Source organism: Microbacterium sp. 2RAF4 (assembly GCF_052115285.1).
GTDB lineage: Bacteria > Actinomycetota > Actinomycetes > Actinomycetales > Microbacteriaceae > Microbacterium > Microbacterium oxydans.
In genome coordinates this window covers 1,002,403-1,027,404 of record NZ_JBFRGI010000002.1, presented here as the reverse complement: position 1 = coordinate 1,027,404, position 25,002 = coordinate 1,002,403, and the positions used below count along the sequence as shown (strand labels likewise).

Genomic DNA, 25,002 nt, shown 5'->3' with positions numbered 1-25,002 from the left:
AAAAGTCACTGTCGAGAACCCCTTGACCGTGGCATGGAATCCGCCCGGACGGTTCCCGCTCCTGTCAAGGCCCGATACGTCGACGACGGATCATCCTAAAGTCATCGGATGCCGCCCTTGACCCGACGGGTGGCAGGAGGACTCGCCGATGACCGAAGACTCTGCGCCCACGCAAGAACTGCTGGGCGGGCGCTATCAGCTGCGGGAGTGCGTCGGACAGGGCGGAATGGCCCGCGTGTACCGCGCCGACGACGTCCTGCTCGGCCGAACGGTGGCGATCAAGCTGCTGAACGCGGGGAGCGAGGGTGTTCCGTCGGATCGTGCGCGCAGTGAGATGACGGTGCTGGCCTCTCTCAACCACCCCGCGATGGTCACGCTCTATGACGCCCAACTGGTGCCGGGCAAAGCCGAGTACCTGGTGATGGAGTTCGTCGACGGCCCGACCCTCTCCGCGCGCATCGCCCAGGGCCCCGTGCCACCGACCGACGTGGCGATGATCGCCGCGGATCTCGCCGAGGCGCTGCATGTGGTGCACGGCGCCGGCGTGGTGCACCGCGACGTGAAGCCGTCGAACGTGCTGCTCTCGCCCACGTCGCTTCCGGGGAGTCGTTCGGGCGCGAAGCTCGCCGATTTCGGTATCTCCGTGCTCGTCGACGATGCCCGGCTGACGTCGCCCGGTGTCGTGATCGGCACCGCTGCATACCTCGCCCCCGAGCAGCTCCGGGGCGCGCCCCCTGCTCCGGCAGCGGACATCTACTCCCTGGGACTCGTGCTGCTGGAGGCGCTCACCGGAAAGCGGGCGTTCGGCCAGGCGGAGGGGATCGGCGCGGCGATGGCACGTCTGATCGAGGTCCCTGAGGTGCCGAGATCCGTGGGCCCGCAGTGGGCGGATCTGCTGACCCGGATGGTGGCGATCGCGCCCGAGGACCGGCCCAGTGCTGCTGCCGTGTTCGCCGCGGCGTCCATGCTCGCGTCTGCGCCGGCCATCCCGCCTCGCCCTCCCGTGCCCGTGATCGCCCCTCCGGTCCCGGCCACGAGCGCCGCTTCTGCTGCCACCACCACCCCGACACTGCTCCTCTCCTCGAAGCCTTCGGACCGTGTGGTGCCCACGCGTCGCCCGATGCGCCGGTGGGGTGTGATCGGCTCCGCCGCTGTCGCGGTCGTCGCCGCCTCTGTCCTGGTGGGGGTGTGGGCAGCGGGTCAGGGATTCGGAGACACCGGCGATCTGGAGACCGGCGATGTCGATTCCGTCGTCACAGAGCAGACGCCGGAAAGCTCGCCCTCGCCCGATCCCACACCGGATCAGGCTGACGCGCCGGAGGACACCCCCGTGACGGTCGTCCCCGTCGTCCCGGCCGAGAACACGCAGCCGACGCACGTCGATCAGGTCGTCGATCAGACGAAGGACGAGCGCAAGGCGGCGGAACAGGCGGCCAAGGACGAGCGCAAGGCGCAGGAGGAAGCCCAGAAGAAGGCCGACCGGGAGCAGAAGAACGCAGACAAGGAACAGGAGAAGGCGGACAAGGAGCAGGAGAAGCGCGACGCGAAGAAGTAGCAGTGCTGCCCGACGCGATCAGCCCACGGCCCGATCAGCCCGCGGCTGCGGTCCGCTCCCCGTCGGAGTTCGGTGTCCAGCCGTACCAGCCGCCGTCCGTTGCCATCACGCTCCAGTCGCCGCAGACGAAGACGCCCTTCGCCTTGTAGGGATCGGGGGCGCCGTCGAGGGTCCAGGAAGGCGCCGACTGCCGCTCGACCTCGGTGCAGGCATCGGCGAGGTCGGAAGCGCTGGTGAGGAGGATCACCGCGTCCTCGGCCTTCTCGAGCGTCGAGGTGCGCACGGTGATCTGCGAGGAATCTGCGGGAATCCAGTCCGCGTCGACCCCTGCCCCCTTCGCGAAAGCGGCCGCATCGTCGAAGGTGGAGGTGGACTGCTTGTGGACGATGCTGTCGAAGGCAGAGCATCCGGTGAGGGCGAGTGCGCCCGCGACGATCAGGGCGGAGGCGGCGAGAAGCGGTCGTACGTTCATGCCCCCAGCCTCGCGGCTGTGACGCCGTCGCGGCATCCCTCGCGCGAGGTATCGGCGTACCTCGGACGGATGACTCGTGGGTCGTGTCGTGAGTCATCCCGCGACGGGCGACGGCCCGGATGTCCCTCGTGTGTGCGATGCTGGGAAGACACCACTCAGCGATCACCTCGGTCGCGCCTCTGGCACGGGTTCCCGTGGCGAAACAGAGGAGCCCCTCATGGGCAGGTTCATCTACGAAGGCGACGTCAAGACCGAGATCGAGGATCGTGCTCTGACGCACATCCAGCTGGTCATGACCGCCAAACTCCGTCGAGGCGAGCCGTTCGGGTTCAGCTGGAAGGAAGACGTCAGCATCGGCGGCGGACGCACGACCGTCTGGGTGCACGGCGGCAGCGCGCTCGTCTTCAAGTACAGCGGGAGCCGTCAGCCCTCGATCAACCGCGAGTGGATCGAAGCCCTTGCTTTCACGGCGAACTCGCCGAGCGGTCTGTATCTCGTGCGCGAGCCGGTCGACACCTCACCACGCGAGTCGGAGCGGGTCCTCGAACCGGCTTGAGTCGAGAGCAGCGCATCCGCCCACGGTCAGCTCGGCCGCGAACGGATGCGTCCCTCTACGGGTGACTCAGCCGCCGGACGGGTTCTCGAGCGGTTTCCCGTCTTCGTCGGTGGTCTCCTCCTCGAGCACCTCTTCGGTGTCCGGCGCGCCGCCCGATGCGGTGTCCGCCTCCTCGTCGGGGCCGGGGGTGCCCTGCGTGTTCTTCGGATCGCTCATGCTTCTCTCCTGTCGTCGGACTGGCGACGATAGACCTCGGCGTCGATCGACGTCAGGGGGTTGACCGACCGCGGGTGCAGGGTGCTGATAATCTGCGGGCCATGCAGCCACCCGAAGACGAGCATCCTCGGTCGAGCGGAGAGTCGGCAGACGTCGTCACCGCCTCGATCAAAGAGCGGATCTACGCCACCTTCACCGGCCTCGCCATCGTGCTCGTCCAGAACTCGAACGTCGAGCACACCAGCGCCGTCCGGGCGAGCATCACCCTTCTGGTCGGGATCGTGGCCATCGCGGTGGCCGGGTTCGTGGCAGAGCTGCTCGCGCACCTGGCCGTGCACGCCACCTTCCCCGATCGGCGAGAGTTCGGGCGGATGCTCCGCCTCACGAGCACTGCCATCGCCTCGGCGGCCATCCCGCTCCTGGTCCTCCTCCTCGCCGTGTGGGACTGGATCGAGCTGGGGACCGCCCTCACGATCGCGTCGATCGTCTACGTCGCCATCCTCGGGTTGATCGGGTACATCGCCGTCCGCCGCACCCGCGCCCCCTGGTGGAAACAGGTGATCGCGCTGGGGATCCTGGTCGCCCTCGGTGGGCTGGCCATCCTCATCCAGCAGCTCGCCCACGGACACTGAGGGCTCCGCTCTCGCGCCGAGCGCCGGACCAGGGGAAATGTCCTGCTCCGGAGTAATCTCAGAGGATGGGAACTCTCGAGTACAACAGCTCTCGTCCTCCGATCAAGGTCGACGATGCGACGTTGGCGCACCTGAAGATCGTGATCGGCACGAAGCTGCGTCGACACGAGAGTTTCATGATGACGTGGCTGCCCGAGGAGAAGAACCCCGCCGGCCGTCTCACCATCTGGATGCACCCCGCCATCCCGCTGATCCTCGCGTTCGACGCATCGTCGATGCCGGAGATCGACACGAAGCGCATCGAACGCATGATGGAGCATCTCAACGCCCGCGGAGAGCTCGTCCTCGACCAGCTCTCCTGAGCTCGTCCGCCCGTTCCGCCTCCCTATAGTGGGGTCATGCGACGTCGCTCCGCCCTGGTCCTCGGTCTGTCCGCCGTCTTGCTGCTGACGGGGTGCGCCTCCGCGGCGGGCGACGGCTCCGCTGTGCCCACCTCCGAACCCGCCGCCACGCAGAGTGCACCGCCCGCGGGAGTCGACGCGGCAGCGGAGGAGCAGGCACAGGCCTGGCTGGATGCGGCCGTCGTGCCGCCGGGGGCAGTGCGCGTGACCGAGAAGCCGGTCTCGTTCACCTCTTACCAGGGGTGGCCGTGCCAGCCGGTCGCCCAGCTCGAGGGCTACTGGACCCTGGCCGACTCGACGGTTGCGGGGGCCGCGAACTGGTTGGCCGAGAACCCGACCGCGGATCTCGTCAGCACGGCGTCGGGCATGGCGTGGCCCGAGGATCCGAACCTCGACGGCGTGCTCATCGGCTACATCCCCGCCGACGAATCGCAGCAGGGCGTCGTCTACACCGTCGCGAAGATGGACTCGGGCGTCGCCATCCGGGCGGAGGTCGCGGCCCTCAGCGCATCGGCGACGTGTCCTTCGCTCGCGCCCGGAGAGATGCTGGGCAAGCCGGGACAGGGCTGAGCGCCCCCGCGGAAATCCGCGAAGGCGCTCCTCTCACCTGCTGAAGGCCGTCAGTCCCCGCGGGGGTTCTCGGCGTCGGTGCTGCCGTCGGCGTCGGCGTCTGTGTCGTCCGCGTCTGTGTCGGTCGGCGGCACGGTCGGCGGGGTCCCCTTGCCGTCCTCGGCTCCGAGGTTGTCGTTGTCCTCCGGCCCGGGAGAGGGCTCGGTGCTGATGTCGTTCCGGTCGTTCGTGCTCATGGGAGCCTCCTTGGTCGCGGTGGGTTCTCGACGGTCGTCGACGTTCTCAGGGCAGGTCCTCGACGTCGATGTTGTCCTCGTCGTCGATGTCGTCGTCGTCGATGTCGTCGGTGGTCGATGGCATGTCCGGGTCGATGCCCTGGGCTTCGACCTCGGGAGTGCCGTCTGAGTGGTGCTGGGGATCTGACATGCGGTTCTCCGATCGATCAGTGGGCTGGTCGACCAGTGTGGCCCGACTTCCGCCCGGTCCGTCTGCCCGTTGACAGGTGGGCGCCCGCGAGCGGACAATCCCGGGTTGCATCCGTCACCGAATGCACGGCTCATCCGCGAATGCACGGCCTGTCGACGCGGGGAACCTGTGCACTCGGCGAGATCGCGTGCACTCGGCGCAGAACGGGGAGAGGGGGTCAGCGGCGGGTGCGGGCTCGGGTCTTCGCGACGCTGGCGAGGGTGGCGCGGACGGGGGTTCCGAGGTAGAGGCCGAGCGAGGCGCCGGAGGCCAGACCGATCCCGATCACCGCCGCATCGATGAGGGAACCGCCGGCGAGCAGCATCCCCGTCGACGTCCCCGCCGCGTGGACCATCTCGAGCAGGCCCTGGAACACGGCCACTCCGGGAACGAGCGGCACGATCGCCGCCGTGGTCACCGCGACCGAGGGGACATGCAGGTTTCGCGCGATCAGCATCCCGAGGAAGCTCGCCAGCAGCGCACCCACAGCGCTCGCCGCCGCGGGGTGCAGGTTCAGCGCCACCGATCCCGTGTAGCCCGCGAGGGTCACGGCACTCAGGAGCGCACTGACCAGGATGATCCGGATGCCGGCGCCGTTGAACACCGCGACGGCGACCGCGATGATGATCGCACCGGCGAACTGGTTCACGGGCGGCCCGAACGGTGCGGGGTCATCGGGGAGGTCCATCGTGAACCCGAGGACGCCGCCGAGCTCGAGGCCGACGAGGATGCCGATCACCACGCCGAGGGTCTGCATGGTCAGATCCAGGATGCGACCGCCTGCGGTGAGGGCGAAGCCGTCGATCGCATCCTGTGCCGCGCCGACCACCGTGAGACCGGCGAGCATCAGCACGATACCCGAGGCCACGATGATCGATGGGCGGATGCCGACGAACGGCTCGATGCCCGCGGAGCCGAGTGCCGAGACCACGACGGCCACGATCGTCGTGACCAGCCCTCCCGCGATCTGGCTGAAGAACAGGGGAACACGGAGCCGGGCGAGGCCGGCCTGGGTCAGGGCTGCGCACAGCGCGGCGACGAATGTGAGTCCGACGATGATCGGGGCGGCACCGAGCATGATGCTGACGCCGACCGCGAGCAGAGCGCGCGCGACGATCACGACCGGCTGCTGGTAGCGGAACGGCACACGCCGGATGGCGCGGAACGTGGTGCGGGCGGATTCGAGGTCGAGGCCGCCGTCGATGTCGGCGACGAGCGCCTGCACACGCTGCAGCTTCGCGTGATCAGGCGCGGTCACCCGCACCACCCGCACCAGGGTCTCGGGCCAGACCTCGCCGCTCAGGTGGAACGACACCGTGATGGAGTTGTATGTGACGTCGACCTGCACGCCGCGCATCCCGTAGGCGTCGCACACCCGCGTGATCGCGAGCGTGACCTCGTGCGCGGAGGCGCCGACGGCGAACATCGATTCCCCGATGCGCGTCGCGAGGTCGAGCACGCGGGGGACCGTGCGTTCGTCGATGACGGGCATGGCTTCGGTGTGCGCGACCGCCGACGGATCGGTGTGCAGCAGACGGCGCACGGAGGAGAGCAGCGGCCGGCGGGAACTCGCGGACATATGGACCATTCTCTCGCCGCTGCCGCCGATCGCGCGGAAGACTGTCCGGTCCCCCGCGACCCGAACGCGGAGGACCGGCGAAATCGAGTGAGCGGGTGCGCAGACGCACCGACCCCCGAGCCGCCGCTCGGACCCGAGAGAGAATCCGAACACGCCGCCGGTTCGACCGACGTAGAGCGCTGAAGAGGCTCTTCGTGTCGGCCACGATACGCGGGAACCGCGGAAAGACCGCTATCCGGCCCTTCCCTTGACGCAAGCCCTGAGGTGCTGGTATCCGTCCTGTGGCATCGTTAGCGTCAGGGGCGACGGCGATGCAACCCCCTTGGGTGCGCTGCGCCGATCGTGACACCGTCGGGGACATGAAACTCGTGTCTTATGCAGGCCAACAGGTGATCACGACCGACGACGTCGCCGACGCGCTCGTCGCGCTCGCGGCCGCCATTGCGAGCGAAGGCGAGTCGGCGGCGCTCCGGCTGCCGATCGTCATCGACGGGAAGAAGGACTCCGCCGATCTGATCGTCGGCGTCGGCAACGACCTCCTCGTCGGGCCGCAGACCTCCGAGGGCGACGACCCCGACTTCTCCGACGAGGCCGCGGAGATCCGCCGCCACCCCCTCTTCCCCCAGCGCGCCGCCGGAGCTGAGGCGGAGGAGGGGGATGAAGAGATCGGGATCGCGTCGATCGACTTCGACATCGACCACGGGGCTCGTGCGTAGCGCACCGACGCGACCGTTGTAAAGGGGAGCGCACGACGGATGCCGTGCGCCTAGTCTGCTGGGGTGCCGAACTCCGCCCTGCCCGATCCCGACGTCCTCTGGGCGTGCGTCGAGGAGGGCTTCCATGTCGGGAGCCGCCGCGGCGACTTCCTCGGATACATCGACCGGCAGCCGGACGGCGGGTATCGCGCGTTCGATGCCCGATCGCGGTCGCTCGGGGACTTCCCGACGTTGCGTGCAGCGACCGCCGCGGTCGAGCAGCTGACAGACGGGGCATCGCCCGAGATCCACGACGGCGAGCAGGGAGTCACGCTGTGAGCACGGCCTCGGCCACCGGTCTGGTGTCGCTCGTCTACACCAGCACGGCGTCCCAGCCGTTCAGGGAGACCGCGCTCGAGCAGCTGCTCGCCACGTGCCGTCGCCTCAACGACGGGCGCGGCATCACCGGCATGCTCCTTCACCGAGACGGTCGCTTCATCCAGGTGCTCGAGGGGCAGGCGGACACGGTAGCCGGCCTCGTCGACACCATCCGCCGTGACTCCCGGCACCGAGACCTGCGCGTGCTCCTGACGCAGTCGATCGCCGAGCGCCGCTTTCCGGACTGGACCATGGGGTATCGCGCCCTGCACGTCGGCGAGAGCCGCCCGTCGGGCTTCCGGGACTCGTTCGCCGACCTGGACGCCGGTGCCGACGCCGACACCACGCTCAGGGCGCTGACCGAGCTCACCCTCTGGTTCCGGGTACGCGCGCGGGACTGAGCACGCGGCAGCGGGCGCTCAGCCCTGGGCGAAGATCTCGGGATGCGCGTCGATGAGCTCCGCCTGCTCGGTCCAGGAGAGTCCCACGATGCTGAGCACCACGCGCACGACGGTCGCGTCGGCGTCGGTCGTGGTCAGCCGCAGCTCGCGCAGCGTGGCCCTGGCCGTCTCCTCGATCAGGAAGGCGAGCAGCTCAGGGGGCATGTCGCCGCGGAAAGCCCCCGATCCCACCCCCACCGCGGTGAGGTCGCGGATGCGGCGTCGCAGCGGAGCCAGGGCTCGGACGGTGTCGGCCAGATGCGCGTCGTCGAGTGCGATGTTCGCCGAAGCGCGCACGGCCGAAGCCTCGCGCCAGAGCCGGGTCGCCATCCTCGCCAGGGTCACCCGCGGATCGGACTCGTCCGTGGTCTCGGCGATCGCGTTGAAGCGCTGCGCACCCACCGCGATCACCTCGCGCAGCAGGCTGTCACGGTCGGCGAAGTGGCCGTAGACGGCTCGGCGTGTGAGTCCGGCGGCCTGCGCGATCGCATCGAGGGACGCCGTGGGGTTCGTCGCGAGCACCGACTGCGCCGCACGCAGCAGGGACTCGCGGTTGGCCAGGGCGTCGCGACGCCGGCGCGGCGCCGGTGCGGCCGTCTCCTGCCCGTCTCGTGGAGTCACGGCGCTCACGACATCACCTTGGTCGAGGCGAGGGCATCGACCAGTTTGCGGTTGTAATTCACCAGCGGTCGCCGCAGCACGAGACCGAGGAGGAGTGCGGGGACGATGAACAGCGCGAGAGCACCGAGAGCCCACCAGAAGTCGCCCTGATAGACGCCGGCGATCGCCGACCGCACCATGTTCACCGCGTAGGTCGCGGGGAGGAAGGGGCTGATGCTCTGGAACCAGTCCGGCAGCAGCTGCAGCGGGTAGGCGCCGCCCGAGCCCGAGATCTGGATCACCAGGAGCAGCACCGACAGCGCCTTGCCCGCGTTGCCGAACGCCACCACCGCCGTGTAGACGATCAGTGTGAACACGGTCGAGATCGCCCACCCCGCCAGGATCAGCAGCAGCGGATGCGCGGGTTCGATCTGCACGAACAGGATCAGCCCGAGCGTCAGGAGCGTGCTCTGCGCGAGACCCACCAGACCGAAGACGCCGTAGCGGCCGAGGTACTTCTGCGTCGGGGTGAGCTCCGGCCGGTCGGGCAGCGTCTCGGCGTTCACGTCCGTCCGGATCGTCACGGTCATCAGGAGAGCGCCCACCCACAGGGCGAGGATCATGTACAGCGGAGCCATGGCCGCGCCGAAGCCGGCCACGGGGAACACCGCTGTGCGGTCGAGACGCACGGGCTCGGCGAGCGAGGTCGCCAGCACACCGGGGTCCGCGCCGATCAGCGCACTGAGGTCGCCGGTGTCGGCGGCCTTTCCGATCGACTGCTGCACGCCGTCGAACCTGTCGGCCAGGGAGTTCAGCGCCGCCGACAGGCCCGTCGTGGCCTCCTGTGCGCGGGACAGGGTGGACAGCACGGAGTCGGATGCCCCGGACAGGCCCGACGTGATGCCGGACAGGTCGGAGCGGATCGCCGAGACGTCGGAGCCGATCTGCGCGAGCGTCGACGAGAGGGCGTTCAGCTTCGTCTTGAGCCCGTCGTCGTACGTGGTTCGCGCGTCGGCTATCGCCTTCTTGGCGTCGGCGATCGCGGCGCTGATCTCCTGGTGCGAGCCCTGTGCCGCGTCGTTGCCGGCCGCGATCTGCGTCGCCGTGTCCTGGAGCCGCTGCTGCAGGGCCTGCTGGCGCGCGATCGCCTCGTCGAGTCGGCTGATCACTGCGGCGAAGTCGGACTGCGCGGAATCCGGCAGGTTCGGTCCGACCTGGGTCTCCAACGTGTTCTTCACTGCCTGGTACTGGTCGATCTGCTGCTGCACGCGCTCGGCGAGCGTGGTGATCGCCTGAACCTGGCTTCCGCTGAGCGAGTCCGCGCCGGCGTACAGGTCGTCGATGCGCTGACCCACGGCGTCGTAGCTGCTCGACGTCGCGGCGAGGGCGTCCGCCAGCGACTGCGCGGCCGTCTGCAGGGTCGACTTGAGAGCACCCGCCGCATCCACACCGCTGCCGAGAGCGCCAGAGGTGTCCTTGAACGCATCGCCGGCCGAACCGACCAGGCCAGAGGCGCTTTCCAGCAGAGGACGACTCGCCTCGAGCAGAGCGGTGAACGTGTCGGCGGTCGTCGCCCCGGACCGCAGCTGATCCCCGACGCTGCCGAGTCGCGCCTCGATACGGGTCAGCGCCGCCTGCGTGTCCTCATCCGTGAGATAGTCCGACATCGATGAGACGAGGCCGAGCGCCACATCGCCGAGGGTCTGGGCGAACGTGTCGCTGATCGCAGACGACACCCCTTCCGCACCCTGCCCCGTGATCTTGGGGGCCAGCGCGTTCTTCTTCTCGTTCGTGTAGAGCGCGATGTGCGTGCGGTCGCCGTCGTCGGCGTAGAACGTCAGCATGTCGGCACTGAAGGTCTCCGGCAGCACGATCGCGGCGTAGTACTCGCCCGACTTCGTCCCGTCGATCGCATCGTGCTCGTCCGTGATGACCCAGTCGAGCTGGTCGTTCCCGCGCAGCTGCGAGAGCACCTGCTCGCCGACGTTCACGCGGATCGGTACGAGATCGCTCTCGTACCCGGCATCCGTGCTCGCGACCGCGATCTTCAGATCCTTGGTGTTGGCGAACGGGTCCCAGCTGGCGATGACGTTGAACCAGGTGAACAGCGAGGGGATGACGACGAGGCCGAACAGCACGATGCAGGCCATCACGTTCTGGGTGGCGTGACGCACGTCGCGGCGGGTCAGGTCCAGGATGTTCTTCACGCGCGGTCCTCCCTCTCGGCTCGCTCGGCGGTGTCTTGTTCGGCGGTGTCGTGTTCTGCGGCGTCGTGTCCTGCGGTGTCTCGTTCTGCGGTGTCGTGTCCTGTGGTGGTGGGGTCCTGCGCATCGGGGTCCGGTTCGGTCACGCGCTCCGGATCCACCTCCGACTCCACGTCAGGCTCCGCGTCCGTCTCGACCTCCGACCCGAACCACTCGGTGAGCAGCGCATCGGCATCGGCATCGGCATCGGCATCGGCGCCGGCGGCGGGGGCTTCCGTGGTCTCTGTGTCGTCGATCGGAGCGGTGTCGTCGATCGGAGCAGTGTCGTCGATCGGAGCAGCGTCGTCGGTCGGAGCGGTCTCGGTGACCGGGTCGGCTGCGGCGGCCGCGGCGGGCGGTGCCATGTCGTGCGCAGCGGTCCCCACCGGCATGGCCGCATCCCGGACAGCGGGTCCGGCGAGCGCGAGCCGGCGCAGCTCGGTGTCGTCGAGCGCCGCGACCTCGGCACCGTTCTCGAAGCTGTGCTTGATGTACTCGATGGCGACGAGGAATCCGATGACGAGCAGGATCCACAGTGTCCACAGGCCCAGCAGCAGGGCTTTGGATCCGGGGAGCGCCCAGGTGAGGACGCCGAGCACGACGAGGCCCGCTGCCCCGGTGAGCACCGTGCCCTTCAGCAGCATCGGGTACCGACGTGTGAACGGTTCGGCGCGACGTGCCAGATCGTCGCGGTAGTCGCTGCGGTTCGAGAGTGCGCGGATCACGTCGGTGAGCCGGTATCCGTTCCCGACGACCTGCACCTTCTCGCCGATGAGCAGGTCGGTGGCGAGCACCTGTCGATTGAAGAGCAGGGTGAAGTTCGCGAGACGGCGGCGCAGGACGAGTCCGATGAGGAAGGCGAGCACCACGAACACGGCGAGGGCGCCGAGGAAGCGCCAGTAGTGACCGTCGTAGAAACCGCCGATGGTCTCGCGCATCGCGTCGATGCCGTAGGAGAACGGAAGGAGCGGGTAGATCGCGCGGAAGAACCCGGGCATCAGCTCGATCGGGTACAGGCCGGAGGCGCCCGGGATCTGCATGATCACGAGGAGGATGCACAGTCCGCGGCCGACGTGCCCGAACGCCACGCACAGGGCGTAGACGATGCTCACGTAGGCGAGGGCGATGAGCACACCGGTGCCGACGAAGGCGAGTGCGCTGACCGTCTGCACGCCGATGATGAGATTGCCGGTGCACACGATCAGCGCTTGGCCGACGGCGAGCGTCGCGAAGAGGAAGAAGCGGCCGAAGTAGGCCTCGCGCACCGTGACCCCCTCGACCCCCTCGGTGTCGACCTCGACGCGGAAGATCACCATCAGCACGAAGGCGCCGATCCACAGCGACAGGTTCGTGAACAGCGCGGCCATCGCCGAGCCGTAGGTGTCGACCGGGAACACCAGGTGCTCGTCCACCTCGACCGGGGAGGAGATGAACTGGGCGATCTGCTCGGGTTCCAGGTCGGTGAGGGCACCGAGCAGACCCCATTCGGATGCGGCGTTCAGAGCGACCACGTCGGTGCGCGAGGTCTGCAGGCCCTGCTCGATGCCGGCGAGGTCGCCGTCGAAGCTCGTGAGTGCGGCGGAGGTCGCGACGAGCTGCGAGTCCAGTCCGCCGAGCAGCTGGTCCGCCTGGGCGAGCACACCCTTCTGCGCATCCAGTGCGGCGGAGAACGAGCCGACGCTCGCCGACAGCTGCGCCATGGCGCTGTTCAGCGCCGGGACGGTGCCGGTGAGGATGTCGCGCATCGAGGAGGACGCGTCCCTGGTGTCCTGCATCGCGCGGTCCACGGCATCGGCCGTCGCCTGGATCGAGCCGATGGTGTCGGCAGCCCCGGCCCTGAGGGTCTTCAGGTCGGCGAGCAGCTGCTGGTCGGTGGCGTTGCGCTCCTGCAGGGAGGCGATGACCTCGGTCAGGCGCTGCTTCGTGTCCTCGCTGAGGTCGGTGTCGTCGAGGAGCGCCTGCAACCGCGCGGCTGCCGCCTCGTTGGCCTTCAGCACGGTCGAGATGTCGTCGATCCCGGCATCGATGCGCACGCCCGCCTGCTCGAGGCTCTGGGTGAGACGGGTGATGGAGACGTTCGCCTTCGATGAGGCGTCGGCGAGCAGTGTCGTTCCCTGCAGGAACGCGGTGGTGGCGCTGTCGGTGAAGGTGATCACCTCCTTCTGCGTCTCGGCGATGATCGACTGCGTCTGGGCGAGCGATCTCTGCACGTCGCCGAGGGTCGCGTCGACATCGCCGAGCGTGCTCCGTGCGGACGAGAGCGTGTTGCGGGAAGAGGCGAGACCGTCCTGCGTCTCGGCGAGGTTCTCTCGAGCCGAGGCGAGTGTCTGCGCTGCCTGGTCGAAGGCGTCGAGGGTGTTGTCTCTCGCGTTCAGCAAGCGGAGCTCGGTGGAGTCGCCGACGTCTTTGAGGGCGTTCGTCGCCGCGAGGGCCACCTGCTCCTTGAAGGCGCTGGTGACCTGCTTGTCGAGCTCGGAGGCGCCGACATCGGTGATCTTCGGCGCGATCGCCCCGGCCTTCTCGTTGACGTAGTACTTCAGCGCCGGTTGGGTGAAGTCGTCGCTGGTGATGCTGATCAGGTCTTCGCTGAACGACGGCGGGATGACGATGGCGGCGTAGACATCGCCGCTCTTCACGGCTTCCTGGGCTTCGTCCTCGCCCATGAACGTCCACCCGAGCTGGTCGTTGTCCTCGAGCTGCGTCGTCACCTGCTCGCCGACGTCGATGTGGCCGGTGAGATCGGAGGTGGCGCCCTCGTCGAGATCGACCACCGCCACCCGGATGTTCGCCGTGTTGGCGTAGGGGTCCCAGAACGCGTTGATGTTGAACCACGCGTACAGGGCCGGCGTGATGAGCACGCCGATGATGATGATCCACGCCTTGGGCACGCGGGAGAGTCTCTTGACGTCGCGCTTGTAGACCCGCCAGCTCTGTTTCACAGGACGAGTTTACACATTACGTGCACACCAGCGTGCAAGTTAGCTGAGGAAACGGCGTCGCGCACATCAGCCGAGGGTGGTGACGGTCATCTCATTGGTGGCGGTGTCGCACATCGTCAGCTGCCACGAGGGTGCGCCGTCCTTCATGACACGCGCCATCTCGACGATGAGCGGACTCGGATAGGTCTCGCCCGAGAGCTGGGCCGCACTGTAGGCACTGCTGCCGTCCATCTGCTGTTCCGCTGCGGTGAGCTCGGTCTCGCCCGTGGCGATGACCTCCAGCGTGCGGACATCGACCAGGGACTCCTTGCCGAAGCTCGGATCGTCGACCGGCTCGCCGAACATGTCGTGCCGGGTGTCGGCGCTGCGCAGGCGCCAGGTGAAATCCCCGTCGACCCACTCGAGGCGAAGGCCGACGATGCGGCCGCCGATCGCCTCGGACTCCCCGGGGAGGGACTCCAGGAAGTCGGAGGGCCATGACACCTCCGCCGGCAGGCAGGTGCCGGGGAAGCCGTCGCCGACGGCCGCCGGCGGGCTCGGGATCGCGGCCGAACACCCGGCGCACGTCAGGACTCCGGCGAGGAGCAGGGCGCTCACGCGCAGGCGGGGGGAGCTGGGCATCGGTGCCTCCATGGTCGGTGATGCGCGTCGTGATCGGCCGCTGGCGGGCCGCGTCGTCGCGCTCCTGGGATCCTAGCCGTGGGCTCTCGCCCGGTCGGTGGCGGCAGGTCTAGAGTCGCCCCATGAACGACATCGCATTGATCACCGGCACCTCATCGGGCATGGGGCTGCACGCCGCCGTCGAGCTGGCACGGCGCGGGCTGCACGTCGTCGCCACGATGCGCGACACGGGGAAGGCCGGAGCGCTGCGGGAAGCGGCGGCGGTGGCCGGCGTGGAGCTCGACGTGCGCGCCCTCGACGTCGTCGATCACGGGGCAGCGGCGCGTCTGGTGGCGGAGGTCGAGGCGGAGCTCGGCGGCATCCGCGTGCTGGTGAACAACGCGGGGCAGGGGAGCGTCGCCACCGCGGAGCAGCTGACGATGGCGCAGATCCAGGCGCAGCTGGACGTGAACTACCTGGCGCCGGTCAACCTCGCCAAACTCGTGCTGCCCGGCATGCGCGAGCGCGGCACCGGCCGCATCCTCACCGTGACGAGCGTGGGCGGGGCCGTCGGGCAGCCGTTCGCCGATGCGTACTGCGGGGCGAAGTTCGCCGTGGAGGGATTCATGCAGTCGCTGGCGGTGGTCGCCGAGCGCTTCGGCGTGGGGGTCAGCGTGATCGAGCCGGCCGCAGTCGCGAGCGCCTTCGTCGAGAACGCCGTGCGGCCGGAGGGCGGTGGGCCCTACGGTGCACTGTTGGATGCGTACATCGCCCGGACCGCCGGCGCCTTCGCGAACGCGCAGACCGCGGAATCGGCGGGGTCCGCCATCGCCGCCGCGGCGCTGGCGGACGAGTACCGGTTCCGTTGGCAGAGCTCGGAGGGGGCGACGCGATTCGTCGGTGTCTCGCTCGCCGACACCGACGGCGGCACGGTGCTCGACTTCACCCGTCCGTGGATCGCCGCGGACTGATCACCGCGCCGCCACCTGCCGCTCGATCAGCCCGCGCAGCTCCGCCGCCGTGACGTCGGCGCCGAAGGCGGGCGTGCCCGGCTGCAATGCGGCTCCCGATGCCAGGGTGTCCATCGCCACCGGATCGAAGCCGAGCCGGTCGATGAGCGCCGCGACGACGGCGGTGTCCGAGGCGTCGTCCCCGGCGATGGCGATCGCCTTCCGTCCCGCCGCTCCTGCCGGTCGGGCCTCGTCTTCCAGGTCGTGGTAGCCCATGTGGTTCAGCGCCTTCACGACGCGTGCGCCCGAGAGGTGCTCCTGCACCAGCTCGCTGGTCGAGGTGCGTGGATCGCTCAGGTCGTCGCGGATGCCGTCGGTCTCCCACCAGTAGTTCATGGCATCGAGCACCAGCGGGCCGCGCAGCTGCTCGACCGGGAGGGTGCGGTACTTGCCGAGCGGGAGAGCGAGGACCACGGCGTCCGCTCCGGCTGCCGCCTCCTCGGCTGTCGTCGCGATCGCACCGGGGGCGAACACGTCGATGGTCAGGGCGATGCGCTCCGGAGCGCCGGAGCCGGCGATGAGCACGCGGTAGCCCGCAGCCAGCGCCAGGCGTGCGATCGTGGTGCCGACCTTGCCGGCGCCGAGGATGCCGATGGTCTCGATCGTGTCGTTCATGATGCTCTCCTTCAGGCGTGGACGGCCTTGCCGTCCTTCGTGATGCGGGCGAGACCGGGGTCGGCGAACGCGCCCTCTCCCGGGTCTTCCGCGAGCAGTTCGCGCACGCGCGGGGCGACCACCTCCCCGAAGAGACGGATGCTGCGCTCCCGCACATCCTTCGGCAGGTGCATGATGTCGTACTTCAGGTCGAACCGCGACAGGTGGTTGCTGCGAACGGCTGCCGCGACCTTGTGGGCGACCGACTCGGGGGAGCCGACGTAGAGGGCACCGGTGTCGACCTCCTCCTGGTAGCGCTCGAGGGTGGGTGCATAGAAGCCTCGCTCCTTGCTCATCTGCGTCACGACCGGCTCCCAGAACTTCCAGTGAACGTTCTTGGCCTCGTCGTCGGTGTCGGCGATCAGGCCGATCGAATGCTGCCCGATCGGGAGCTCGGGTCGTCCGAACTGCTCCAGCGCGCGCAGGTACAGGCGCGCGTGCCCGGCGAACCGTTCAGGACGACCGCCGATGATCGCCATCATGAGGGGCAGTCCGTGCTCGGCGGCGCGGATGACGGAGTCGGGGCTGCCGCCGATTCCGATCCACGCGGGGATGCCGCCCTCCGGCATCCGAGGGTGCAGTCGCACGTTCTCCAGGGGGCTGCGGTAGGTGCCGCTCCAGGTGACGCTGTCCTCCCGCATCAGGCGCAGGAACAGGTCGAGCTTCTCCTCGAAGATCTGCTCGTACTCCGCGATGTCGTAACCGAAGAGAGGGAACGACTCGATCGCCGATGCGCGCCCCAGGATGAGCTGTGCTCGGCCGTCCGATATGCCGTCCACCGTGGCGAACTCCTGGTACAGCCGCACCGGGTCCTGCGTCGACAGCACGGTCACCGAGGTGCCGAGTCCGATCGTCGACGTCGCCTGCGCCGCGGCAGCCAGCAGCACGGGGGTCGCGGAATCCACCTGCCCCTCGCGGTAGTGCTCGCCGATGCTGAACACGTCGAGGCCGACGGACTCTGCCAGCTGCGCCTCGTCGATGAGCAGCCGTACCGTCTCGCCGTCGGACATGACCCGGCCTGCGTCCGTCGCCACCTCGCCGAAGGAGTTCAGTCCGAACTCGAGTTCCTTCATGTCCGCCACGACCTCTCTCACGCCACCGGCCATTCCGATTGACGTGTCAATAGGCTCCAACCGTAGGATTGACATATCAATTCCCGGGAGGTCGCATGACCGACGAACGTCATCGCCGTACGCCGACGCCCGAACAGCTGCGCGTCTGGCGAGGCTTCGTCGAGACGTCAGCGACGCTGCGGGAACGACTCGCCGCCCAGCTGCAGACTTCGTCGGCGCTCTCCACCGGCGACTACCAGGTGCTCCTCGCCCTGAGCGAAGCGCCAGGGCACACGGCGCGGTCGTCGGAGCTCGCGGCCCTCATCGACTGGGAGCGCAGCCGCCTCTCGCACCACCTAGGGCGGATGGAGAAGCGGGGCCTCGTGCGACGGGTGCCGCGAGCCGATGGGGTGCATGGGGTCGAGGTGCACCTTACCGACGAGGGCGCTGCCGCGTTCCGGTCCGCGAACGTGCCGCACCTCCGCGCCATCCGCGACGTGTTCGTCGACGCGCTGTCCCCGGAGCAGCTCGCGAACCTCGACGACATCACCTCCGCCCTGCGTCGGCACCTCGACCTCGAGAGGGAGGACGGGCCCGCTCGGCAGTAGCGCTCAGCGGTCGCCCTCAGAGCGCAGGGGTGATGTCGATCGTCGTTGAGGTCTCCGCATCGTCGCACGCTGCGCCCACCCAGAGCCGGATCCGCCCTGGCTCCACGCGACGCACACCGTCGAGACCGGTGAAGGCGAGGCGCTCGGTGGGGACCGCGAGCTCGACGACCCGTTCGGCCCCTGCCGCCAGAGGCACGCGCTCGAAGCCGATCAGCTGCGCGACGGGGCGGGCGACGCTGGCGACCTCGTCGTGGGCGTAGAGCTGCACGACATCCGTGCCTTCGCTCGAGCCCGTGTTCCGAACGCGCACGGAGACGTGGAACAGGTCGCCCGCCGCCACCGTGTCGTCGGCCGTCAGCTGGTCGTGCACGAAGGTCGTATAGCCGAGCCCGAACCCGAACGGTCGCACGGGTGTGGGGTCGACGCTGGTGATGTCGGTGCGCCCGCCGAGCGTGGGGTGCAGGTAGGAATACGGCTGGGCTCCGGCTGAGCGCGGCAGCGACACCGGCAGGCGGCCGGACGGCGAGACGCGACCGCTCAGCACGGCGGCGATCGCCGGACCACCTTCCTCTCCGGGGAAGAAGCCGTGCAGGAAGGCGGAGGGAAGCGGATGCTCCTCCTTCCGGGAATCGTGGTCCGGCGCCGGGGAGTTGACCGATCCGAGACCGGCCGTCACCCCGATGGGCGTGACCCGATGGGGGAGCGCCCAGTCCAGGGCATAGGGGCGACCGGTGAGAGCGACGACCACCACGGGGGTTCCGGTCGAGACGACGGCTTCGACGAGCGCACGCTGCACACCGGGCAGCTCGAGGGATTCGACGTCGTTCCCCTCGCCGACGGTGCCGCGTCCGAACAGGCCGGCGCGGTCGCCGATCACGACGATCGCGACATCGGCTTCGATGGCCAGCGCGACCGCGTCCGGGAACCCGCTGCGATCGTCGCCTTCGACGTCGCAACCCTCGGTGTACGTGATCGTGGATGCGGGGAACTCCGCCCGGAGCCCGTCGACGACGCTCGGCAGGGCGATACCTGCCGGTACCTGCGGATGATGGGCGAGCACGTGGTTCACGAAGGAATAGCACCCCATCAGCGATTCGGGGCTGTCGGCGTTCGGTCCGATGACGGCGATCCGCGGCGATCCGGAGGGATCCAGCGGCAGCACCCCGTCGTTGCTCAGCAGAACGAGCGACTCCTCCGCCAGACGCCGCGCGAGGTCGCGGTGGGCCGCCGAGTCCAGGTCGATCGTCGTCGGCGGCGCGGTGAAGTCCGCATCCAGCAGGCCCAGATCCTCCTTCTGGCTGAGCACGCGCCCGACGGCGCGGTCGAGGACGCGTTGCTCCAGCGCACCCTCGCGCACCTGTGCGGCCAGCGTCGTGTAGGCGTCGGGGGAGGGCAGCTCGACATCGATGCCGGCCGTGATCGCCAACGCGGCCGCCTGCGCCGAATCGGCCGCGACGTGGTGCATCGTGCGCAGGAAGTCGACGGCGAAGTAGTCGGACACCACGACCCCGTCGAAGCCCCATCGGCCGCGCAGCACCTCGTCGAGATAGTACGGATCCGCCGCGACCGGGACCCCGTCGATGTCGCTGTACGAGTTCATGACGCTGCGCACGCCGCCCTCCCGCACGGCCATCTCGAACGGGGGCAGGAGCACATCCTCCACCTCGCGTCGACCGGCCGATACGGGAGCGTGATTGCGGCCGGCCCGCGATGCCGAGTATCCGACGAAGTGCTTCAAGGTGGCGTGCACGCCTTCCGACTGCAGCCCTCGGACATACGCCGTACCGACGATGCCGACCAGCAGCGGATCCTCGGCGATGCACTCGTCGACGCGTCCCCACCGTGGATCCCGGATGACGTCGAGCACCGGTGCCAGGCCCTGGTGGATCCCGAGAGCCCGCATCGACGAGCCGATGGCGCGCCCCACCTGCTCGACCAGCTCGGGGTCGAACGCCGCCCCCCAGGCGAGCGGTGTCGGGAAGGTCGCCGCCTTCCAGGCCGCGAGCCCCGTCAGGCATTCCTCGTGCACCAGTGCGGGGATCCCGAGTCGCGTCTCCCGCTGCAGCCGCGCCTGCTCGGTCCACAGCCATCTCGCCCGTTCGACGGGTTCGACAGGCCTCGTGCCGTACACGCGGGTGAGGTGGCCGATCCCGTGCGCGGTCGCCTCCTCGTAGCGCGTCGAGGTCTTCTTCTCGCCGGCCATCGGGGCGACGAGCTCGTCCCCCTGGTCCACCCAGAAGCCCACGAGCTGCGCCTGCTTCTCCTCGAGGGTCATCTGTTCGAGCAGGTTCTCGACGCGCGTCGAGAACCGCGGGCGGGAGGAGGAATCGGACACGTGCGTCTCTTTCTCTGGAACGTCGATCGACATCGTCAGCCCTTGACCGCGCCGGTCAGACCGCCGACGATCCGGCGCTCGAACAGACTGAAGAAGATCAGGGCGGGGATCATCGACAGCGAGGTGAAAGCCAGCACCTTGGCGGTGTCGACGGAGTACTGGGACGCGAAGGACTGCACCCCGAGCGGGAGTGTGAACGCTGCGGCATCGTTGAGCACGAACAGCGGGAGCAGGTACCCGTTCCAGCTGCCGATGAAGGCCAGGATGCCGGTCGTGATGACTCCCGGGATTGACAGCGGGAGCACCATGCGCCAGAAGAATCCGATCCGACTGCAGCCGTCGATGAACGCCGCCTCCTGGATCTCGTCGGGGATGGCGCGCAGGAAGGGGACCAGGATGATGATGGTCGTCGGCAGGGCGAAGGCGATCTGCGGAAGGATCACTCCGCCGAGCGAGTTCATCAGCCCCAGGCTGCGCACCACGATGTACAGCGGGGTGATCGCCACGGTCAGTGGGAACATGAGGCCGGCGGCGAAGAACGCGTAGAGCACTCCCCGGCCCGCGAACCGATAGCGGGCCAGCACATACGCCGCCATCAACCCCAGTGCGACGACGCCGATGGTGGTGGCGAGGGCGACGATCGTGGAATTGAGCACCTGCCGCCAGAAGACCCCTCCGGTGATGACGTCGAGGTAGTTCGCGAACACCCACGGCTGCGGGAGGCCGGAAGGGTCCGTCGTGATCTGCGCGTTCGTCCGGAATCCGCCGATGATGATGTACGCGATCGGGGCGAGCATCAGCCCCACCACGATCAGCGCGACGAAGTACACCGTGGGGTTCGCCCAGGGCAGCCGCGTCCGAGCCGCGCGTCCGGGACGCTGGGTGACGAGTACCGAGGTGGCGGTCATCGCGTCGTCCTCTTCTTCCGTGCAGGGGCGCCGGTCAGGGCGCCGTCGGTGTCGCGACGCAGCACCGCGCGCTGATAGATGAGCGCCACGACGAGCGAGATCAGGAACAGGACGACAGCGACGGCGTTGCCGTACCCGAAGTTGCCGGCGTTGCGTCCCTCCGAGACCATGTACGTCGCCATGGTCGAGGTGCCGGCGGTGGAGGCGATGTACTGCCCCCAGATGATGTAGACCAGGTCGAACAGCTGCAGCGAGCCGATGATCGACAGGAACGCCCAGATGCGCACGGTGGGGGCGAGCAGCGGCAGCGTGATGCGCCACTGGATCTGCCAGTAGGAGGCGCCGTCGATCGAGGCGGCTTCGTGCAACTCCTCCGGGATGCCCTGGAGACCCGCGAGGAACAGGATCACCGCGAACCCCACGTACTTCCAGGTGATGATCACCATCAGGGTCCAGATCGCGATGTCCGGGTTGGAGAGCCAGTCGTTCGCGAGGAACCCGAGGCCGATCTTCTCCAGCAGGTCGTTGAATGCGCCGCTGGTCTGCAGCATGAGGCTCCATCCCGTGCCCACCACGACCTCGGAGATCACGTAGGGGATGAAGATCAGCACGCGGATCAGCGACTGGCCGCGCATCCGCCGGTTGAGCAGGAGGGCCAGGAGGATCGCCGCCGGTCCCTGCAGCACGAGCGAGAGCACCAGGATGAACCCGTTGTGCGCCAGCGCGTCGTGGAACAGCGGATCCTGCAGGATCGTCAGGTAGTTCTTCAGCCCGACGAAGTCGGTGGGCGGACCGTAGCCCTGCCAGCTGAAGAATCCGTAATAACCCGCCATCAGCACCGGGAAGATGACGAAGGCGAGGAACACCAGGAGGGCGGGCCCGGCCAGAAGGATCACTTCCAGCCGGGCGGCCGCCCTATGCCTTGGCTGCGGCATCCTGAACGGCCTTGACGATGTCCTCCGGGGTTCCCTGTCCTGCGAGCATGTTCACGACGGCGACGTTGAGCGCATTGCCGACGTTCTGTCCGTACACGGTGTCGAGCCACTGCGTCGCGTACGGCGCTGCGTTGTACGCCGCGAGGATGTCCTTCAGGTACGGCTCGGTCACGGCCTCCTGGGCGACGGTGTTCACCGGCGGCGCGTTGAAGGCCTTGTAGTACGCGGTCTGCACGTCCGAGGTGCCGAGGTAGTTGAGGAAGTCGACGCAGGCGTCCGGTGCGTCGACCGAGCACGAGTAGCCGTCGACTCCGCCCATCATCGACCCGGGCTCTCCGTCACCGCCCTCGACCTCGGGGAACGGGAACCACGACAGGTCGGGGAGCGGCTTCTGGTCGGGGGTCAGCGAGCCGATCACACCCGGGTCCCAGGCCCCCATGAGCTCCATGCCGGCCTGGTGGTTGGCGATGAGTCCCGCGGAGCTCCCGGCGCCCTGCTGGGCGGTGGTGGTGAGGAAACCGGAGTTGAACGGCTCGGTCGCCGCGAACGCCTGCAGGTCCTCGCCCGCGCGCACCCAGCAGTCGTCGTCGAAGGTCATCTCGTCGGCGGCCTTGGCCAGCGTGTCGGCGCTGCATTCGCGCAGGGCGAGCCAGTAGTACCAGTGGGCAGCGGGCCAGGCGTCCTTCGCTCCGAGGGCGACAGGGTCGATGCCGGCGGCCTTGAGCTGCTCGGTCGCCGTCTCGAGCTCGTCGAGTGTGGTCGGGTTCTCGGTGATGCCCGCCTGGTCGAACAGATCCTGACTGTAGAAGAGCCCACCGGGGAGGACCGCCACGGGCATCGCGTAGATCTTGTCGTCCAGGCTGCTGGCCGAGTATGCGGCGTCGGAGATCTCGTCAGCGGCGTCGCCGGTGATCGAGTCGGTGAGATCCTTCAGCTGACCGGCCTTCACCATCGCGGCCATCTTGCCGCCGCCGCGCTGCAGGAAGATGTCGGGGGCGTCGCCGGAGTTCAGGGCGGTCTGGAGCTTGCCGTCGAGATCCTCGTTCTGCACCGACTGGATCTCGATCGTGACCCCGGGGTTCGCCTCCTCGAAGTCGGCGACGGTCTGCTCCCAGAACTTCACACCGGGCCCGGTGGTGGAGTTGTGCCAGAGCGTCATGGTGGTGTCTCCGCCGCCGTCGTCCGGAGTGCTCGAAGTGCACCCGCTGAGGGCGAGGGTTCCGACGGCGGCGATCGCGGCCGCGGAGAGTAAACAACGCCGTGTGCTGTTCATGTGATGGTTCTCCTCATCGAGAGTTGCGCCGCGTCACTGCGGCGCCGCGGCAGCAGGGGGTGTGACCGCGTCGGGTTGCAGTCTGCTGGCGTTCACGAAGGCCGTCAAACGTTTTCGAAAACAGTTTCCATTCCCCGTGCGCTGACGGATACGCTGGGCGATCATGAGCGGGAGAACCACCATCCACGACGTCGCGAAAGCCGCCGGCGTCTCGGTCTCGACCGTCTCGAAGGCCGTCAACGGACGCTACGGGATCGCGGATGCGACGGTGCGGCGCGTGCTCGACGTCGTGCAGGAGCTCGGCTACGAGTCGAGCCTGGTGGCCAGCAGCATGCGGGCCAGACGCACAGGGGTGATCGGGGTGCTGCTCGCCGACTTCGAGCCGTTCAGCGCCGAGATCCTCAAGGGTGTCGGGACGGCGGTGCACGACACGGCCTTCGACCTGCTCGCCTACAGCGGTTCGCGGCACGGTCAGGGGGAGGGGTGGGAGCGGCGGTCCCTCAGCCGACTGTCCGGCACGCTGATCGACGCGGCGATCATGGTCACACCCACCGTCATCGGGGCGTCGACCGAGATCCCCGTGGTGGCGATCGACCCGCACACCGGGCGCGCCGACCTGCCCACCGTCGAGTCCGACAGCTTCGGGGGCGCTCTGACGGCGACCAGGCATCTGATCGAACTCGGCCACCGCCGGATCAGCTTCCTCGGCGGCCGCCCCGACCTGCGCTCGGCCGGTCTGCGTGATGCCGGCTATCGGCGGGCGCTGACGGATGCCGGCATCGCGGTGGATCCCGATCTGATCCGCGCGGGACGCTATGAGCTCGAGACCACGCGGGAGTCGGCGCGGGTGCTCCTGGGTGGTGCCTCACGGCCCACCGCCGTGTTCGCCGCGAACGACCTCTCGGCCATCGCCGTGATCGAGGTCGCCCATGAGCTGGGACTCCGCGTGCCGGAAGACCTCTCGGTCGTCGGGTTCGACGATGTGCCCGAGGCATCCCGCCGGGCCCTGCCTCTCACCACGATCCGACAGCCGATGCGTCGCCTGGGGGCGGTGGCGGCGGAGATGGTCTTCGCGCTGCTCGCAGGTCAGCCCGTCGAGGAGATGCACGTGACCCTGCCGACGAGGCTGGTGGTGCGGGCGACGACCGCCGCCCTCCGCAACGGCGAGGGATGACACCCGCCGCGTCTCGGTATATAATGCTCTATATAGGCATCGCGAAAGAGGAGTCATGACCGTCACATCCATCGACATCGACCCTCACGAACTGAAGCAGGCGAAGGAGCTCACGGGCACGACCTCCAATCGTGAGACCGTGGACCTCGCACTGCGCACTCTCATCGCGGTTCGTCGCCAACCGGCGGCCGTCGAGCGCATCATCGGCCGTCGCTTCACGCCCGATCAGATCGATGCGTCGACGATCGCCCCGGATTCGAGCACGACCGCGTGACGACGTATCTCGTCGACAACAGCATCTGGCAGAAGGCCGGCACGAGCACGAGAATCGCTGAGACGCTGCGGTCGCTCTCCCCGAACCATCTCATCATCACCTGTCCGCCGCAGGTCCTCGAGTACTGTCACTCGGCGCGGGATCCGCGCGAGTATGAAGAGCTGCGCGAGGACATGGCCGGTCTGCTGCCGGCATGGGAGCATCCGGACGAACGACATGCTCTCGACATCCAGCAGGCGCTCTGGGACGGCGGGCTCGTGCGTGCCGCCGCGGCGTTCGACTGTCTCATCGCCGCCTACGCGCAGGTCAACGACGCCGTGATCCTCAACTCCGACCGTGATTTCGGGTACATCGAGCTGGCGACCGAAGGGCGCGTGCGACAGGAGTACGTCGCGGCCTGACCGCTGCAGTCGCGACGACGAGGCTGGTGGTGCGGGC

General features: G+C 68.6%; 28 protein-coding genes. 13 read left to right on the top strand and 15 right to left on the bottom strand.

The window, feature by feature from the left end; translation table 11 throughout:
• Positions 1–148 precede the first annotated feature (148 nt).
• Positions 149–1,555 carry a protein kinase domain-containing protein gene (locus tag AB4070_RS09425; protein ID WP_441979856.1) on the top strand — a complete coding sequence of 469 codons (1,407 nt, stop codon included), beginning with the start codon at positions 149–151 and terminating at the stop codon, positions 1,553–1,555.
• A 34-nt stretch (positions 1,556–1,589) separates the two neighbouring features.
• On the opposite strand, the gene AB4070_RS09420 is transcribed toward AB4070_RS09425, so the two are convergent.
• Entirely contained in the window at positions 1,590–2,027 is a 438-nt protein-coding gene (locus AB4070_RS09420) for a hypothetical protein (RefSeq protein WP_441979855.1), read from the bottom strand.
• 217 nt (positions 2,028–2,244) lie between these two features.
• Here AB4070_RS09420 and AB4070_RS09415 point away from each other — a divergent pair, with 217 nt between their 5' ends.
• Positions 2,245–2,583, top strand: coding sequence for a DUF7882 family protein (locus AB4070_RS09415; RefSeq protein WP_441979854.1), 339 nt, complete (start codon positions 2,245–2,247; stop codon positions 2,581–2,583).
• 66 nt (positions 2,584–2,649) lie between these two features.
• Here AB4070_RS09415 and AB4070_RS09410 read toward each other — a convergent pair whose 3' ends face one another.
• Positions 2,650–2,799, bottom strand: a complete 150-nt coding sequence (locus AB4070_RS09410; protein ID WP_282848363.1) for a hypothetical protein — start codon at positions 2,797–2,799, stop codon at positions 2,650–2,652.
• A 101-nt stretch (positions 2,800–2,900) separates the two neighbouring features.
• Here AB4070_RS09410 and AB4070_RS09405 point away from each other — a divergent pair, with 101 nt between their 5' ends.
• From AB4070_RS09405 to AB4070_RS09395, 3 genes are all read left to right on the top strand, one after another.
• On the top strand, positions 2,901–3,431 hold the full coding sequence (locus AB4070_RS09405; protein WP_441979853.1) for a hypothetical protein: 531 nt from the start codon (positions 2,901–2,903) through the stop codon (positions 3,429–3,431).
• 65 nt (positions 3,432–3,496) lie between these two features.
• The gene (locus tag AB4070_RS09400) at positions 3,497–3,793 is read left to right on the top strand and encodes a DUF7882 family protein (protein WP_441979852.1); all 297 of its coding nucleotides are present in this window, start codon (positions 3,497–3,499) and stop codon (positions 3,791–3,793) included.
• Positions 3,794–3,829: 36 nt separating this feature from the next.
• Positions 3,830–4,402, top strand: a complete 573-nt coding sequence (locus AB4070_RS09395; RefSeq protein WP_441979851.1) for a hypothetical protein — start codon at positions 3,830–3,832, stop codon at positions 4,400–4,402.
• 50 nt (positions 4,403–4,452) lie between these two features.
• On the opposite strand, the gene AB4070_RS09390 is transcribed toward AB4070_RS09395, so the two are convergent.
• The 3 genes from AB4070_RS09390 to AB4070_RS09380 form a co-directional block, all read right to left on the bottom strand.
• Positions 4,453–4,638, bottom strand: coding sequence for a hypothetical protein (locus AB4070_RS09390; protein ID WP_441979850.1), 186 nt, complete (start codon positions 4,636–4,638; stop codon positions 4,453–4,455).
• 46 nt (positions 4,639–4,684) lie between these two features.
• Positions 4,685–4,828, bottom strand: a complete 144-nt coding sequence (locus tag AB4070_RS09385) for a hypothetical protein (RefSeq protein ID WP_441979849.1) — start codon at positions 4,826–4,828, stop codon at positions 4,685–4,687.
• A gap of 217 nt (positions 4,829–5,045) precedes the next feature.
• Complete coding sequence (locus AB4070_RS09380) at positions 5,046–6,446, bottom strand: threonine/serine ThrE exporter family protein (RefSeq protein WP_441979848.1); 1,401 nt, start codon at positions 6,444–6,446, stop codon at positions 5,046–5,048.
• Between the two features lie 359 nt (positions 6,447–6,805).
• Between AB4070_RS09380 and AB4070_RS09375 the strand changes: the two genes are divergently transcribed.
• From AB4070_RS09375 to AB4070_RS09365, 3 genes are all read left to right on the top strand, one after another.
• Positions 6,806–7,162, top strand: a complete 357-nt coding sequence (locus tag AB4070_RS09375; RefSeq protein WP_441979847.1) for a hypothetical protein — start codon at positions 6,806–6,808, stop codon at positions 7,160–7,162.
• A gap of 63 nt (positions 7,163–7,225) precedes the next feature.
• Positions 7,226–7,480, top strand: coding sequence for a hypothetical protein (locus AB4070_RS09370; protein WP_441979846.1), 255 nt, complete (start codon positions 7,226–7,228; stop codon positions 7,478–7,480).
• On the top strand, positions 7,477–7,920 hold the full coding sequence (locus tag AB4070_RS09365; RefSeq protein WP_441979845.1) for a BLUF domain-containing protein: 444 nt from the start codon (positions 7,477–7,479) through the stop codon (positions 7,918–7,920). The genes AB4070_RS09370 and AB4070_RS09365 overlap by 4 nt, the downstream gene beginning before the upstream one ends.
• Before the next feature lie 18 nt (positions 7,921–7,938).
• On the opposite strand, the gene AB4070_RS09360 is transcribed toward AB4070_RS09365, so the two are convergent.
• The 4 genes from AB4070_RS09360 to AB4070_RS09345 all read right to left on the bottom strand — a co-directional run bounded on the left by AB4070_RS09360 (position 7,939) and on the right by AB4070_RS09345 (position 14,362).
• Entirely contained in the window at positions 7,939–8,589 is a 651-nt protein-coding gene (locus AB4070_RS09360; protein ID WP_441979844.1) for a TetR/AcrR family transcriptional regulator, read from the bottom strand.
• On the bottom strand, positions 8,586–10,766 hold the full coding sequence (locus tag AB4070_RS09355; RefSeq protein ID WP_441979843.1) for a YhgE/Pip family protein: 2,181 nt from the start codon (positions 10,764–10,766) through the stop codon (positions 8,586–8,588). Before AB4070_RS09355 ends, AB4070_RS09360 begins: the two co-directional genes overlap by 4 nt.
• Entirely contained in the window at positions 10,763–13,741 is a 2,979-nt protein-coding gene (locus AB4070_RS09350) for a YhgE/Pip family protein (protein ID WP_441979842.1), read from the bottom strand. The genes AB4070_RS09355 and AB4070_RS09350 overlap by 4 nt, the downstream gene beginning before the upstream one ends.
• Before the next feature lie 66 nt (positions 13,742–13,807).
• Positions 13,808–14,362, bottom strand: a complete 555-nt coding sequence (locus tag AB4070_RS09345; protein WP_441979841.1) for a hypothetical protein — start codon at positions 14,360–14,362, stop codon at positions 13,808–13,810.
• A 122-nt stretch (positions 14,363–14,484) separates the two neighbouring features.
• On the opposite strand from AB4070_RS09345, the gene AB4070_RS09340 reads away from it, so the two are divergent.
• Positions 14,485–15,312 (top strand): SDR family NAD(P)-dependent oxidoreductase, encoded by an 828-nt coding sequence (locus AB4070_RS09340; RefSeq protein WP_441979840.1) that lies wholly within the window; start codon positions 14,485–14,487, stop codon positions 15,310–15,312.
• Here AB4070_RS09340 and AB4070_RS09335 read toward each other — a convergent pair whose 3' ends face one another.
• A complete protein-coding gene (locus tag AB4070_RS09335; RefSeq protein ID WP_441979839.1) occupies positions 15,313–15,966 on the bottom strand; it encodes an NADPH-dependent F420 reductase in 654 nt (217 codons plus the stop codon). It abuts the gene before it with no gap.
• A gap of 11 nt (positions 15,967–15,977) precedes the next feature.
• Positions 15,978–17,078: an LLM class flavin-dependent oxidoreductase gene (locus tag AB4070_RS09330; protein ID WP_441979838.1), complete on the bottom strand. Its 1,101-nt coding sequence runs from the start codon at positions 17,076–17,078 to the stop codon at positions 15,978–15,980.
• Between the two features lie 95 nt (positions 17,079–17,173).
• Here AB4070_RS09330 and AB4070_RS09325 point away from each other — a divergent pair, with 95 nt between their 5' ends.
• Positions 17,174–17,665: a MarR family winged helix-turn-helix transcriptional regulator gene (locus AB4070_RS09325; RefSeq protein WP_441979837.1), complete on the top strand. Its 492-nt coding sequence runs from the start codon at positions 17,174–17,176 to the stop codon at positions 17,663–17,665.
• 16 nt (positions 17,666–17,681) lie between these two features.
• Here the strand turns inward: AB4070_RS09325 and AB4070_RS09320 are convergent, their stop codons facing one another.
• The 4 genes from AB4070_RS09320 to AB4070_RS09305 form a co-directional block, all read right to left on the bottom strand.
• Positions 17,682–19,940 carry a beta-glucosidase gene (locus AB4070_RS09320; protein WP_441980559.1) on the bottom strand — a complete coding sequence of 753 codons (2,259 nt, stop codon included), beginning with the start codon at positions 19,938–19,940 and terminating at the stop codon, positions 17,682–17,684.
• A 95-nt stretch (positions 19,941–20,035) separates the two neighbouring features.
• Positions 20,036–20,908: a carbohydrate ABC transporter permease gene (locus AB4070_RS09315; protein ID WP_441979836.1), complete on the bottom strand. Its 873-nt coding sequence runs from the start codon at positions 20,906–20,908 to the stop codon at positions 20,036–20,038.
• Positions 20,905–21,843 (bottom strand): carbohydrate ABC transporter permease, encoded by a 939-nt coding sequence (locus tag AB4070_RS09310; protein ID WP_441979835.1) that lies wholly within the window; start codon positions 21,841–21,843, stop codon positions 20,905–20,907. Before AB4070_RS09310 ends, AB4070_RS09315 begins: the two co-directional genes overlap by 4 nt.
• Complete coding sequence (locus tag AB4070_RS09305) at positions 21,824–23,116, bottom strand: extracellular solute-binding protein (RefSeq protein ID WP_441979834.1); 1,293 nt, start codon at positions 23,114–23,116, stop codon at positions 21,824–21,826. Before AB4070_RS09305 ends, AB4070_RS09310 begins: the two co-directional genes overlap by 20 nt.
• 163 nt (positions 23,117–23,279) lie before the next feature.
• Between AB4070_RS09305 and AB4070_RS09300 the strand changes: the two genes are divergently transcribed.
• Genes AB4070_RS09300 through AB4070_RS09290 form a run of 3 tightly spaced genes read left to right on the top strand, consistent with a single transcriptional unit; the run spans position 23,280 to position 24,965 of the window.
• Entirely contained in the window at positions 23,280–24,290 is a 1,011-nt protein-coding gene (locus AB4070_RS09300) for a LacI family DNA-binding transcriptional regulator (protein WP_441979833.1), read from the top strand.
• Positions 24,291–24,345: 55 nt separating this feature from the next.
• On the top strand, positions 24,346–24,564 hold the full coding sequence (locus AB4070_RS09295; RefSeq protein ID WP_441979832.1) for a type II toxin-antitoxin system VapB family antitoxin: 219 nt from the start codon (positions 24,346–24,348) through the stop codon (positions 24,562–24,564).
• Positions 24,561–24,965: a PIN domain-containing protein gene (locus tag AB4070_RS09290; protein WP_441979831.1), complete on the top strand. Its 405-nt coding sequence runs from the start codon at positions 24,561–24,563 to the stop codon at positions 24,963–24,965. Before AB4070_RS09295 ends, AB4070_RS09290 begins: the two co-directional genes overlap by 4 nt.
• Positions 24,966–25,002: the final 37 nt, after the last annotated feature.